General features: G+C 64.7%; 13 protein-coding genes. 7 read left to right on the top strand and 6 right to left on the bottom strand.

Features of this window, described 5'->3' with window-relative positions; translation table 11 throughout:
- Window positions 1-94: 94 nt before the first annotated feature.
- Together V6657_RS12930 and V6657_RS12925 are read left to right on the top strand one after the other, a co-directional pair.
- On the top strand, window positions 95-841 hold the full coding sequence (locus V6657_RS12930; RefSeq protein ID WP_021195798.1) for an SDR family oxidoreductase: 747 nt from the start codon (window positions 95-97) through the stop codon (window positions 839-841).
- A 194-nt stretch (window positions 842-1,035) separates the two neighbouring features.
- Window positions 1,036-3,150, top strand: a complete 2,115-nt coding sequence (locus tag V6657_RS12925; RefSeq protein WP_048934505.1) for a hypothetical protein — start codon at window positions 1,036-1,038, stop codon at window positions 3,148-3,150.
- Between the two features lie 135 nt (window positions 3,151-3,285).
- Here the strand turns inward: V6657_RS12925 and V6657_RS12920 are convergent, their stop codons facing one another.
- On the bottom strand, window positions 3,286-4,173 hold the full coding sequence (locus tag V6657_RS12920; RefSeq protein ID WP_048934506.1) for a neutral zinc metallopeptidase: 888 nt from the start codon (window positions 4,171-4,173) through the stop codon (window positions 3,286-3,288).
- Between the two features lie 321 nt (window positions 4,174-4,494).
- Here V6657_RS12920 and V6657_RS12915 point away from each other — a divergent pair, with 321 nt between their 5' ends.
- A complete protein-coding gene (locus V6657_RS12915; RefSeq protein WP_048934507.1) occupies window positions 4,495-5,061 on the top strand; it encodes a hypothetical protein in 567 nt (188 codons plus the stop codon).
- A gap of 21 nt (window positions 5,062-5,082) precedes the next feature.
- Here the strand turns inward: V6657_RS12915 and dapA are convergent, their stop codons facing one another.
- The 4 genes from dapA to V6657_RS12895 form a co-directional block, all read right to left on the bottom strand.
- Window positions 5,083-5,967 carry a 4-hydroxy-tetrahydrodipicolinate synthase gene (dapA, locus tag V6657_RS12910; protein ID WP_048934508.1) on the bottom strand — a complete coding sequence of 295 codons (885 nt, stop codon included), beginning with the start codon at window positions 5,965-5,967 and terminating at the stop codon, window positions 5,083-5,085.
- An 8-nt stretch (window positions 5,968-5,975) separates the two neighbouring features.
- Complete coding sequence (locus V6657_RS12905; protein ID WP_048934509.1) at window positions 5,976-6,326, bottom strand: hypothetical protein; 351 nt, start codon at window positions 6,324-6,326, stop codon at window positions 5,976-5,978.
- Window positions 6,327-6,453: 127 nt separating this feature from the next.
- Window positions 6,454-7,770, bottom strand: a complete 1,317-nt coding sequence (locus tag V6657_RS12900) for an MFS transporter (protein ID WP_048934510.1) — start codon at window positions 7,768-7,770, stop codon at window positions 6,454-6,456.
- 101 nt (window positions 7,771-7,871) lie between these two features.
- Window positions 7,872-9,500, bottom strand: coding sequence for a gamma-glutamyltransferase family protein (locus V6657_RS12895; RefSeq protein WP_048934511.1), 1,629 nt, complete (start codon window positions 9,498-9,500; stop codon window positions 7,872-7,874).
- A gap of 132 nt (window positions 9,501-9,632) precedes the next feature.
- Here V6657_RS12895 and V6657_RS12890 point away from each other — a divergent pair, with 132 nt between their 5' ends.
- From V6657_RS12890 to V6657_RS12880, 3 genes are read left to right on the top strand one after another with little or no spacing between them, the layout of a single operon-like run.
- Window positions 9,633-10,517 (top strand): LysR family transcriptional regulator, encoded by an 885-nt coding sequence (locus tag V6657_RS12890; protein ID WP_048934512.1) that lies wholly within the window; start codon window positions 9,633-9,635, stop codon window positions 10,515-10,517.
- 34 nt (window positions 10,518-10,551) lie between these two features.
- Window positions 10,552-10,962: a DoxX family protein gene (locus V6657_RS12885; protein ID WP_048934513.1), complete on the top strand. Its 411-nt coding sequence runs from the start codon at window positions 10,552-10,554 to the stop codon at window positions 10,960-10,962.
- A 3-nt stretch (window positions 10,963-10,965) separates the two neighbouring features.
- Window positions 10,966-11,454, top strand: coding sequence for a GrpB family protein (locus V6657_RS12880; protein ID WP_053166394.1), 489 nt, complete (start codon window positions 10,966-10,968; stop codon window positions 11,452-11,454).
- A gap of 279 nt (window positions 11,455-11,733) precedes the next feature.
- On the opposite strand, the gene V6657_RS12875 is transcribed toward V6657_RS12880, so the two are convergent.
- Window positions 11,734-11,880, bottom strand: coding sequence for a hypothetical protein (locus V6657_RS12875; protein WP_160315299.1), 147 nt, complete (start codon window positions 11,878-11,880; stop codon window positions 11,734-11,736).
- 276 nt (window positions 11,881-12,156) lie between these two features.
- Here V6657_RS12875 and V6657_RS12870 point away from each other — a divergent pair, with 276 nt between their 5' ends.
- Entirely contained in the window at window positions 12,157-12,408 is a 252-nt protein-coding gene (locus tag V6657_RS12870; protein WP_082170230.1) for a PAAR domain-containing protein, read from the top strand.
- The last annotated feature ends 7 nt before the right edge of the window (window positions 12,409-12,415 follow it).

The raw sequence follows: 12,415 nt of genomic DNA, 5'->3' as shown, positions 1-12,415 counted from the left end.
GCATGCGTTCGCCGGATTCGGACAACTCCCTCGGTGCCGAAAAGTCGGCGAGTCGGCACAATGCGAGCACAACAACACACATCGGGAGACGCCCATGTCCAAGACCATCGTCATCACCGGCGGGGGCCGGGGTATCGGCCGCGCCACGGCAGTGCTGTGCGCGCAACGCGGCTGGTCTGTTGCGCTGCAGTATCGCGGCAACCGTGCTGCTGCCGAGGAGACGGTCGGCCTGATCGAACAGGCCGGCGGCCACGCGCTGGCGGTGCAGGGCGATGTGTCGAGCGATGAGGATGTGATCGCCTTGTTCGAGGCTGCCGCCGGGCGCTTCGGGCCGCTGCACGGTGTGGTCAACAACGCCGGCATCGTGGCCGAGGCGCAGGACGTGGCCGACATGACCACGCACCGCCTGCGCACGATGTTCGAGACCAATGTGCTGGGCGCCTTTCTGGTGGCGCGCGAGGCCGCGCGGCGGTTGTCGACGTCGCGCGGTGGCGTGGGCGGTGCTGTGGTGAATGTGTCGTCTGCGGCGTCGCGGTTGGGCTCGCCGCATGAGTATGTGGACTATGCGGCGTCCAAGGGCGCGGTCGACACCATGACGCTGGGCCTGGCGCGCGAGCTGGCGCGCGACGGCGTGCGCGTCAACGCCGTGCGCCCCGGCCTGATCGAGACCGACATCCACGCCTCGGGCGGACAGCCGGACCGCGCACAGCGGTTGGGCTCCACCACCCCCATTGGCCGCCCGGGCAAGCCGGAAGAAGTGGCCGAGACCATCGTCTGGCTGCTCTCCGATGCGGCGTCGTACGTGACCGGTGCGCTGCTGGATTGCTCCGGCGGGCGCTGACCTCCCGACGCGGAATCCCCCCGTTGTCGGTTTGCACCATCCCCAAATTTGGGGATGCGCTGCCCGGCTGACGTTTCTACGATGACCGGCGTGTCGCGGTGGCAAGGACAGCCATTGCGGCATCCGGCATGCGCCGTCAGAGCGCACCCGGTTCAATCCACGGGACATCGGTAGAACCAACGTACGGGGGTCTCATGCAAACGAACAGCACCGGCCGCGGCCGGCATATGGGCGCTGTTGCCTTGACGGCGGCAGCATTGGCAGTGGCACTTTTGGTGGCAGGCTGCGGCGGATCGGACAGCAGTTCGACCAGGCCCGGCGGCACCACAACACCTGCCTCGGCGTCGTTGACGGGTACGGCCGCCACCGGTAGCGCGTTGCCCAACGGCAACGTGGCCGTGACGGACAGCGCCGGCAATTCACCGTGCGTGGAAACCGCCATCACCACCACCGCGCTGGGCGCGTACACCTGCACGTTGAAGGCGGGCGAGGCCGCGCCGTTCTTCGTGGTGGTGACCGACCCGACGGGCAACTCCGCACCGCTGGTGAGCGTGACCACCGTCACGCCGCCCGCAGGCTCGCCGCTCACGCTCAATGCCACGCCGCTGACGACCGCCATCGTTGCGCAGCTCTCACCCGACGGCAATCCGCTCACCGTGGTCAGCTCCAAGACGGTGGACGCCACGGCGCTCAAGACGGTGACGGCCAATGTGGTCGCGCAGTTGGCGTCCGTGCTTAGCGCCATTGGCGCGCCGGCCAACTATGACCCGTTCGGTACCAGCATCTCAGCCGCCACGGCATCTTCCAGCGGCAATACCGCCGACCAGGTGCTCGATATCGTCAAGGTGTCGAAAGACCCGAGCAACGGCCAGTTGCAGCTGTCGACGGTCGGTAGCACTGCACCGCCGGTGCCGCTGGCTACAGCCAGCGGCGGTGGTTCCACGCTCCCTGCGCCGGCGGCCAATGTTTCGACCCTGACGCAGGGTGTGCAGGCCATGGCGAGCGCATTGACTACTTGTTTCGCGCAGCCCGTTGCGCAGCGCGCGGTGGCCACCGACACCACCGTGCCTGCCAACCAGGGCGGCGCCACCGTGACGTCGTTTGGTGCGGCCTGCCAGAACATCGTGTCGGACACCAGCAACACGGGCGGCATCGCCTTCCTGCACAACGGCTACAACGGCGGGCAGTGGCTCTACAGCCTGCTGACCGCTAGCACGATGACGGGCGCGCAGTTCAGCGTGCCCGAGATCATCGCGTTCTCTCCGGCAGCGTCGAACGCGTCCGGGCAGGATGAAGCGACCGTGAATATCAAGTACCTGGACGCCAACGGCAACCCGGGCAACCTGATCACGGTGGCGCGCTTCATTGCAGCAGGGGCATCGAGCGCGCATGCATCCAACTGGTGGCTGGTGGGTAACCAGCAGCCGGTGGATATCACGGCCAAGACGGTGATCCGACGCGTCGAGCAGTTCAACCCAAGCTCCGGAAACTTCAGCCATTTCCGCAATGGGGTCCAGTTCCTGATCAATGCGGCAGGCCCTGGCTCCGTCATCAGCGGCAAGGGCACGCTGAGCTACGCGATCGTGACGGGCCCGGGGCTGCCGCAGGCGGGGCTGGTCTTCATTCCGCCGGTGGTGAGCGGCCAGGTCTACATGGACCTGGCTAACAAGACAGGAGCGATTCCCACCACCTACCAGTGCGGGAATACGTCCACCACCAAAACGCCGACCTACAACTGCCCGAACTTCTGGATCTCCAAGACCATGGGGATCAGCGGTTCAGCGGCCTCTCAACCGGTGAGCGCCAACCCCAGCGGCGTTACCTGGGCGCAGTCTGGCGACAACCTCGACTCCACCGCCGTGACCAAAGGGGTGAAGTACACGATCGCGCTGTTCTACGGCTCGAACACGAACGCGGCGAGCCCGGACCTGAGCATCAAGAAGACGCTTCTGACGGACCTCGTCGCGGCAACGCAGGGCATCAATCTGCCGTGGAATACGCCCGGGAGCCAGTCGCTCGCAGCGCTGGATCCGACCAACAGCAGTTTGAGCGGTCCGCTGACGTCGTTGACGGTGGATTGGGTGCAGAACGTTTCGGCGCAGCAAATCGGTGGTGTGGCGGTCACCATCGACTCTGCCGGCACTTACAGCGCGCAGACTGCAGTGCCGAAGGGGGCCACGTCGGCGGTCATCAGTCTGCCGAGCGGACAGCAAGTCCCAGCGCTGACGACCAGCACCTCACGTTCGCTGAACTTCAGCTACCGCATGCTGGACAACAGCGCCAAGAGCACGATCTATACGTACAACTAAAGCGGGGGAGAAGCGGGCGCCGCACCAGAACGGTGTGGCGCTTCGATCAGTCTCTGTACAACACGTGTAAGTCGGCAGTTGTACAGATTCGTGGGCGTGCCTGTTGCGGGCACGCCCTTTTTTCATGCGCGCCGATCAGGCATCTGCCCCGGCCTTGAACGTATCGCACTGGCGGATATCGCCACCATCAAAGCCCTGGCGGAACCAGTGCATGCGCTGCTCCGACGTGCCGTGCGTGAAGGCATCGGGCGTGACGCTGCGGCCGGCGTTACGCTGCAGGGTGTCATCGCCGATGGCGTGGGCGGCGGTGAGTGCCTGCTCCAGATCACCACGTTCCAGCAGGCCACGCTTCTGCGCGAAATGCCCCCAAACGCCGGCCAGGCAGTCGGCTTGCAACTCCAGCTTGACCGACAGCGCATTGGCCCCGGCCTGCGACTTGCCTGCCTGCGCACGGCTGACCTTATCGGACACCCCCAGCAGGTTCTGCACGTGGTGGCCCACCTCGTGCGCGACAACGTAGGCGGCCGCAAAGTCGCCCGGCGCGCCAAACTTGCGGCGCAGCTCATCGAAGAAGCCGAGGTCCAGGTAGACCTTGGTATCGGCGGGGCAGTAGAACGGGCCGACAGCCGAGGTGGCGTCGCCGCAACCCGAGCGGATGCCCTGGCGGAACAGCACCAGCTTGGGCGGCTGATATGCGCGGCCGGCCTGTTTGAACAGTTGCGTCCAGGTGTCTTCGGTGTCGCCCAGCACGTGAGAGACCAACTGCTTGCTGCGGTCGTTGTCGGTCTCACCGGTGGGGCGGGCTGGCGCGTGTTGTGTGCTCTGCGTGGTGGGCGCGTTTTGCGACACCTGCATCACCATGCCCAGGATTTCCAGCGGGTTCTTGCCCATCAGCAGGCCGACCACCGCCACGATGGCGATGCCGCCGATGCCCAGCCGCATGCCGCCACCGCCAAATCCACCGCCCGAGGATGCGCGTTCATCCTCAACGTTGTTGCTTTCGCGCATGTCATCCCAACGCACGTCGTTCTCCCTGGATTTCCTTGATGTGCAGACTCGGGTGTCACACCCGGTAAACTTTGCAAAGTCTACCTGCCTTGCATGCGCACGGGCACTCCGTCGGATGGCCAAATCGTCTGTTTCTGGGGCAAGGGCGAGCACCGACAAGGGTTGGCGGGTGTTTGTCGCAACGCACAACGCCCGGCAAGGAACTTGCTATGGATGGCTGATCGCCGCGACGGGGCCGCCCGGCAGCTTTACGCTGTCACGCGCCCGTCATGCGGCAGTTCCCGAATAACGATCGGCACACGCGTTGTTGCCGATCCAGGATCTTGAGTTCTCGCCATGCGCTTGCCCGCTTCCGTTACCACCCAGCCACCCGAACCCATCAATGCCCCGCAACCGGCTGCCACCTACGTCGACCCGACGGAGGTGGCCGACGTGCCGCAGGCACAGGTCGAGCACAAGCCCTGGTGGGTGCGTGCTTCGAGTGCCATCGTCAATGGTGCATTCACCAACGTGGCGGCTGCATTCATTGCGGTGACGGGGGCGATCTATGTAGGGATGGCGCATGCGCCGTGGGTACGCAGTCTGGCGGGGCATACGCCCACCGCCGAGCAGGCCAGCGACGCGATGAGTGTGGCGATGGCGGCGACCCCTGCCAGCGCTGCAACGCCTCAGGCCGCGCAGCCGGATCCTGTGGAGGCAGCACGTGACCGCATGGAGCAGCGTGTCTACTCGCAAGCATCGCCCGCCACCACGCATACCGTCGCTGCGACGGAATTTGCCGACGACGTTGACAGCGACGGCCCCGTCGCGAGCACGCCGCGCCGCCACCATCGCGGCTCGCGACACGTCACGCATCGCAGGGCGACCAGTGCGTGGAATGCGCACTGGTACAAGGGCGCGTAAGCGGCGCCTTGAACGCAGACATCAGGCGAGCCGCAATGCGCGGTCGGCCTCGACGGTCTCCAGTGCTTGCAAGGCTGCCACCAGGCGGCGGCGTAACGATTCCGTGACCGGCAGGATCGGTGCGCGTGTCTGCCCGCCGATGTGTCCGACTTCGGCCAGCAGCGCCTTGACCGGCGCCGGGTTGGGCTCCGCAAACAGCAGCGCAGCCAGCGGTGCGAGTGCTTGGGCCAGACGCCTGGCCTCGTCGACACGGCCTGCGCGATAGTGGTCCACCAAGGCTACGAACAACTCCGGGCGGATATGCGCCCCGGCCAGAATGCCGCCAGCGCCGCCGTGCGCGAGGCAGTCGAGCAGCGCGCTGTCATCTCCGCTCAGCACATCGAGCGGCCCGCCTTGCAGCGCGCCAAAGTTGTCGGCCACGCATTCCTTGATGGCGACGATGTTGGCCTGCTCGGCTAACACCAGCGCGGTATGCGGGGCGATAGCCACGCCCGTGCGCTTGGGCACGTTGTAGAGCACCACCGCGCGCGACGTGCTGGCCGCCACCTGCGTGTAGTGCCAGCGCAAGCCCGCCTGCGACGGGCACACGTAGTAGGGCGGTGGCACGAGATAGCCCGCGCTGTTCCAACGCTCGTAGTGGCGGATCTGTGCGCAGACCTCGCGCGTGTCGGCCGCGCCCACGCCGATCAGGTAGGGTGTGCGGCCGTCGCATGCCTCAGCGATCGTCTCCAGCACGGTGTAGCGCTCGATCTGCGAGAGCAGCGCGGCTTCGCCCGTGGTGCCCAGCGCGACAAAGCCTGCGACGCCGGCGCCCTGGTAGTGGCGCACCAGCCGGCGTAGCGCAGCCGTGTCGACTTTATCGTCGTGAAAGGGGGTGACCAGCGGAATCCAGATGCCCGAGAACATGGCGCGCCTCAGTGCAGCAGGTGGGCATGCCCGCGCTTGAGCGGGGTAATGCGGCCGAGCGTGGCGCGCGGCAGGCCGCGCAGCAGGGCGCCGATGACGACATCCACATCAGCGTGTACGAGTTCCAGATCCACGCTGATGGTGTGACGGCGCGCGTCGTGCTGGACGATGTACAGGCCGAGCGCATCGCCCAGCAATGCATGCAACTGACGGCGAACCGCATGGGGTTCATCGCTTGGCACCGTTACACGCAGGCACACGTACTGGCGTGCCGGCGTGGCAACCACGCGAGAATCCACACGAGAGGCGGCTGCCGGTGAGGGCGGCAGCAGCTGCGGAACGAGCGAAGACAGAAGCATGGATCGGCCCATGATGCGAAGGCGGTGGCTGGCATCGCCAAGTCGTTGAACATGGCGACACCGTATCGGTTCGCTCGTAAAAAGCGTGAAAAAGGGCAGTGAGGCGGCGTAAAGAAAGCGTAAATGCTCAGGAAGCGCGCCCAGCCTTGCGATGGCGCAAGGCGATGATCGTCAGCGAGATGCCGCTCACTACGGCCGCTGTCAGCACGTAGTAGCTCGGCGCCAGCGTATCGCCCGTCGTGTGAATCAGCCACGTGACGATGAACGGCGCAAACCCGCCGAACAGCGTCACGCCCAGGCTGTAGCCGAGCGACAGCCCCGTCGAGCGCACGCGCGTGGGGAAGATCTCCGACATCAACGCCGGCATCGGCCCCGAATACGCCGCCTTGAAGATGCCCGATACGGCTTGCAGCGCCAGCAACGCGCCGATGGTCGGATACGCGCGCAGCAGCGCAAACATCGGATAGATCAACACGATCATCAGCACCGACGTGGTGAGCATGATGCGGATGCGGCCGATGCGATCGGACAGCGCGCCCATGACCGGCGACAGCAGAAACTGCAGCCCGCCGTTGAGCACCACCACCGCGAACGACTGCGCGGCCGGCAGATGCAGTTGCTTGACGGCATACGTCGGCATGTAGAGCTGCAACACGTACACCGACACGGTGGACTGCGCCACCACGCCCACCGCCAGCAGCAGGTTGGTCCACTGCGCCTTGAACGAGGCCTGTGGGTCCACCGTCGTCTTCTTCTGCTCGGCAACGAACTCAGGCGTTTCGTCCAGATGGCGGCGGATATAGAAACCAACCGGGCCGATCAGCAGGCCGAAGATGAACGGCAGGCGCCAGCCCCAGCCCTCGAGGTCCGCTGGCGCGAGCGATGCCGTGAGCAGTGCGCCCAGCCCAGCGGCGAGGATGGTCGCAATGCCCTGGCTCGCAAACTGCCAGCTTGCGTAGTAGCCGCGCCCGTGTTTGCTGTGCTCCACCATGAACGCCGTCGCGCTGCCAAACTCGCCGCCCACCGCAAAGCCTTGCACCAGGCGCGCGAGCAGGATGGTGACGGGCGCGATGATGCCGATCTGCTGATAGCTCGGCATGACCGCAATCGCCAGCGTGCCGACAATCATCAACAGGATCGATAGCGTCAGTGCGGCCTTGCGTCCCTTCCTGTCCGCATACATGCCGAGCACGATCGCGCCCACCGGCCGCGTGATGAACGACACACCAAAGCTGCCCACTGCAAAAAGCAGCGACACCCACTCGTCATCCGCCGGAAAGAACAGCTTGCCGATGATGGACGCAAAGAACCCGTAGACGAGAAAGTCGTACCACTCCAGCGCATTGCCGATCGACGACGAGATGACGATGCGGCGTGCGTGGGCCGCATCGGTTTTTACAGCGCGAGCGGGCGCAGTCGCGCCTGCCGCAGAGGGGGCGGTCATGATGCGGGTTCCTTTGGTGCCGGCCGGGTCATGTTTTTTATGGGAACTGCAACACGCTGCTTCGGCCCAGCCGACGAAGCAGCGTGCTTGTGTGGCGTTGTCTAGAAGCCCACAGCGTGCCCGTCGCGGCGGCTATCGCTGGCGGCCACGTAGCCGTGGTCAGCGTCGTCCGACAGGCGCCAGATGAACTGGCCCGAGCCGAAATCCATATACGGATCGGTCACCGATTTGAGCTTGTGCCCGCGGGCTTCCAGTGCGGCGACGGTGGTGGCGTTCATGGTGGCTTCCACGTCGAGCGTGAAATCACGGTTGACCTTCCAGCGCGGCGCGTCGCACGCGGCCTGCGGCTGCTGCTTGTAGTCGAGCATGCGCACGAGCGTTTGCAGGTGGCCTTGCGGCTGCATGTCGCCGCCCATCACGCCAAAGCTCATCTGCGGCTTGCCATCCTTGGTGAGGAAGGCCGGGATGATGGTGTGGAACGGGCGCTTGCCGCCTTCCACCACGTTGGCCGAGCGTGCATCCATCGAGAAACCGAAGCCACGGTTCTGCAGGCTGATGCCCGTGCCAGCCACCACCACGCCCGAGCCGAAGCCCATGTAGTTGGACTGGATGAACGAGACCATCATGCCGTTCTCGTCCGCGGCGGTCAGGTACACCGTGCCGCCGGCGCGCGGCATACCGAAGGTTGGCACCTGCGCGCGGCCCATGTCGATCCGCTTGGCGCGCGCATCGAGGTACGCATCGTCGAGCATCTGCTCGGGCGTGACTTCCATTGAGCGCGGATCGGCCACGTACTTGTAGAGATCGGCAAACGCCAGCTTCATCGCCTCGATCTGCAGGTGTTGCGAATCGGCCGAATCGACGGGCATGGCGCCCAGATCAAAGCGGTCGAGAATGCCCAGCGCGATGAGCGCGGCAATGCCCTGGCCGTTCGGCGGGATTTCGTGCAGGTCGTAGCCGCGGTAGCGCTTGGTGATCGGCTTGACCCACTCGGGCTGATAGTTGCGCAGGTCTTGCGCGGTCATGGCGCCGCCGCATTCGCGGGCATATGCGGCAATGCGCTCGGCGAGTTCGCCTTCATAGAAGTCGCGGCCGTTGGTCTGGCCGATGCGGCGCAGTGTGATGGCGGCATCGGTCAACCGGAACTTCTCCCCCACTTCCGGCGCGCGGCCGTGCGGCATGAAAGCCTGTGCGTAACCCGGCTGGTTCTGCAGATCAGGAATGGCGGCCGCCCACTTGTGCGCGACGATGGGCGAGACGGTGTAGCCGCGTTCAGCAATCTCCGCGGCGGGTTCCAGCACGTCGGCAAACGGCAGCTTGCCAAAGCGCGCGTGCAACGCGGCCCAGGCCGAGATGGCGCCGGGCACCGTCACCGCATCCCAGCCGCGCGTCGGGCGCTTGGGGGTGCCGTTTGCGTCTTCGCCGTACTTGTTGCGGAAGTAATCCAGGTTCCACGCCTGCGGTGCCGTGCCGGAGGCGTTCAGGCCGTGCAGCTCCTTGCCGTCCCACAGGATGGCAAAGGCATCGCTGCCCAGGCCGCACGAAACGGGCTCCACCACCGTGAGCATGGCCGCCGCTGCAATGGCCGCATCTACCGCGCTGCCGCCCGCGAGCAACATGCGCAATCCGGCCTGCGCCGCCAGCGGGTGCGAGGTGGAAACAACATTGCGCGCAAACAGCGGAATGCGCACGGTGGGGTAGGGGTTCTGCCAATCGAAGCGGTGGGACATGGCTTGGGAAAGGAGGTGGGCTCAATGGATCGGATGATTATTTGCGGTGCGTGGAATTTAATAAAGCTAAAATTCGTTGGATATTGCTTAAGAAAAACTTGAGAATCGTCTACGCCTGCTGGTGAGTCCCTTGTGAGCACCGTTCGCTTTCTCCGCACCTTCGTTGCCGTGGCACGCCACGGCTCGTTTGCCGCTGCTGCAGAGCGTGTGGCGCTCACGCAGGCAGCCGTCAGCCTGCAGATGCGCGCGCTGGAAGCCGAGTTGCGTCGCGACTTGTTCGATCGTTCCGGGCGTACGGTCACGCTCAACGCGCATGGCCGCGCGCTGCTGCCCCAGGCCGAGCACCTGCTGGGCCTGTACGACGCCATGCGCATCGGCGATGAACCCCAGACCGAATTGGCCGGCGCTGTCGCGATTGGCGCCGTGGTGTCGGTGATGGGCTCGTTGGCCCACGCCGTGGCGGGGCTCAAGCAGGCGCACAAGGGGCTCGACGTCAAGCTGATCACGGGCAAGTCCGGCGAGCTTGCCGAGCAGGTGGAAGCGGGGGAGTTGGATGGCGCGCTGGTGGTCGAGCATCTGGAGCGCTTGCCCGCCAACCTGGCTTGGCACCCGCTCTACACCGAGCCGCTGGTCGTCGTGGCCGGTCGCCACACGCGCGGCCGCGCAGAAGAGGTCTTGCGCACGCATCCGTTCCTGCGCTTCGACCGCGCGGTACGCACCGGTGCACTCATCGACCGCGCCCTGCGCAAGACGCACATGGCCGTCAACGAATTCATCGAGGTCAACTCGATCGAGGCGATTGTCGAACTGGTGCGCCAGCAGGTGGGCGTGACGCTGGTGCCGCGCCTGCGCCGCGCAAGCTGGGAGAGCGATCCCGCCCTGCGCGTGCTGCCCATGCCGCCGCAAACGCCTGTGCGCGCGGTCGGCATGATCGAGCGGCGCGAGCATGTGCGGCATGGAGTGATTCAGGCGGTACTCGATGCGCTCGAAACCACACTTAACAAGTCCAGCGCCTAAGCTTTAAGCATCACCAATGGCTATGGAGACTGCCATGAACGCATTCGTCGAACGTTGGCGCGACGAGCTGATCCTGCTCGGTCGCGTGCTGATGATGTTGCTGTTCCTGATTTCCGGCTGGGGCAAGCTGACCGGTTTCCAGGGCACCGTCGGGTATATGGGGACGGTGGGCGCACCGATGCCGATGCTCGCTGCCGCCGTCGCGGTCGTCATGGAGTTCGGTGTGGGGATCGCGCTGCTTGTCGGCTTCTGGGTGCGACCGCTGGCCTTGCTGATGGCGCTGTTCGTGCTGGGCACCGCGCTGATTGCCCACACCTTCTGGAACGTGGAGGGCGCCATGCAGACCGCCAACATGGTGCAGTTCTACAAGAACCTCAGCATCATGGGCGGGCTGTTCCTGCTGGCTGTGACGGGGGCGGGGAAGTACGCGGTGCAGAAGTCGTAGGGCATGGCGGTCGATACGCTTGTGCTGCGAGCACACGACGAAGTGGCACCGCAGGCAGACGCAGCGTTTGCGGCGTTCGTTGCAGCGTGGGCCTGTCGGTTGCCGCCTTCCGCTGACATCGTTCACATCGGTTCAACGGCCATTCCAGGTTGTCTGACCAAAGGCGACCTGGATGTTTGCGTGCGTGTGAATCGTGAAGACGTTGCCCGCGTTGATGCGCTGCTGGCGACAGGCTATGCGCGCAATACCGGATCATTCCGCAGCGCGGAGTTTTCTGCGTTCAAGGACGACAGCCACCATCCACCCCTGGGCGTGCAATTGGTTGCGCGGGGTTCGGAATTGGATGTGTTTGTAGGGTTTCGAGACTGCCTGCTGTGTGATCCGGCGCTGGTGGAGGCGTTCAACGCGTTGAAGGTGGCCTGCACTGGGCAACCGATGGATGTCTATCGACGGGCGAAAGCCGACTTTATTGCGCGCGTCTTGTCGGTTTAACCGAGCACGCAGTTTCAGATTGGGTCGCCTTGCGCAACCACGCGCGCACTCGCTCACTGCCCGGGCTCGCGTCAGACAGGCGCAGCCGAGTTTGGAAGCTCGTTCGAATAAGCCCGCAAGCACTCAAGTTCTTGCGGCCGTCGTCGTTCGCCTATACGGGCGGGCTGCGGCGGGGAGGGCTTCGGCCCTGCCGCCTTGCTTGTTCGTCGGTCTTCCAACCTCGCCGTGTGCCCACCCACCCCTTGCGGTGGGTGGTTCCTCACCCCCGCAAGGGAGACATCAGCCGATGAGAGGCACCCAATCCCCATTTCCCCCAGTCTGCAACCGTGCATTGATGCTGCGCGCGATGAACTCGATGCGAGTATTGCCAAGCTCGATACGCTGTTCAGCGTGATTGAAGACCTCGGCAACGAGCGCTTTCAGCATCTGGATGTGCTACGCATGCGACCTACTTGTGGGTGTGTGCGGACTTGGTGCGAGACGTCAAAGCAGCTTGGCGGCGGTTGGAGACGATGCGGGCGGGGTAATCGCCTGCAAGCCCGCTGCATAACATGAGCAAGCGTGGGCGGGAGCCTCAGTGTTTCCGTGTTTAAAGGCGGCGGATTGCACCATGGTGATTTTGCAAATTTCCTTGAAAAATCCCCCTGAACCGCACGCGATGACCAGAATATCGGTTATCCAAAAACAATAGAACTAAAAATCATGCGAGACGCCAACGGCCGAGAGGTCGCTCGGCTTGGAGACACAACCGACCACGGCGGAAAAATCATCGAGGCGGCCACCAATCTGAAACACCAAGGCATTGCGGTTGCGCTTGATGGTCACCAGGTTGAGTGCAAAAAATGTGGCGGCACCTATCCGATTATCGCTATCGGCCAGCGTACACATAATGGAACGCGCGTTGCCTTTCTTGGCGACAAAACCGGCTGCGGCGCGACCCTCATTCAAAAATAGAACCGCA

Origin of the sequence: Ralstonia sp. RRA (assembly GCF_037023145.1) — a bacterium.
GTDB lineage: Bacteria > Pseudomonadota > Gammaproteobacteria > Burkholderiales > Burkholderiaceae > Ralstonia.
The sequence above is the reverse complement of the archived record's forward strand: the minus strand, read 5'-3'. Positions and strand labels throughout refer to the sequence as shown.

Coding starts and splice junctions, on each gene's coding strand:
- V6657_RS12930 (WP_021195798.1), top strand. CDS start 95: ATGTCCAAGACCATCGTCATCACCGGCGGGGGCCGGGGTATCGGCCGC.
- V6657_RS12925 (WP_048934505.1), top strand. CDS start 1,036: ATGCAAACGAACAGCACCGGCCGCGGCCGGCATATGGGCGCTGTTGCC.
- V6657_RS12915 (WP_048934507.1), top strand. CDS start 4,495: ATGCGCTTGCCCGCTTCCGTTACCACCCAGCCACCCGAACCCATCAAT.
- dapA (WP_048934508.1), bottom strand. CDS start 5,967: ATGTTCTCGGGCATCTGGATTCCGCTGGTCACCCCCTTTCACGACGAT.
- V6657_RS12905 (WP_048934509.1), bottom strand. CDS start 6,326: ATGCTTCTGTCTTCGCTCGTTCCGCAGCTGCTGCCGCCCTCACCGGCA.
- V6657_RS12900 (WP_048934510.1), bottom strand. CDS start 7,770: ATGACCGCCCCCTCTGCGGCAGGCGCGACTGCGCCCGCTCGCGCTGTA.
- V6657_RS12895 (WP_048934511.1), bottom strand. CDS start 9,500: ATGTCCCACCGCTTCGATTGGCAGAACCCCTACCCCACCGTGCGCATT.
- V6657_RS12885 (WP_048934513.1), top strand. CDS start 10,552: ATGAACGCATTCGTCGAACGTTGGCGCGACGAGCTGATCCTGCTCGGT.
- V6657_RS12880 (WP_053166394.1), top strand. CDS start 10,966: ATGGCGGTCGATACGCTTGTGCTGCGAGCACACGACGAAGTGGCACCG.
- V6657_RS12875 (WP_160315299.1), bottom strand. CDS start 11,880: ATGCTGAAAGCGCTCGTTGCCGAGGTCTTCAATCACGCTGAACAGCGT.
- V6657_RS12870 (WP_082170230.1), top strand. CDS start 12,157: ATGCGAGACGCCAACGGCCGAGAGGTCGCTCGGCTTGGAGACACAACC.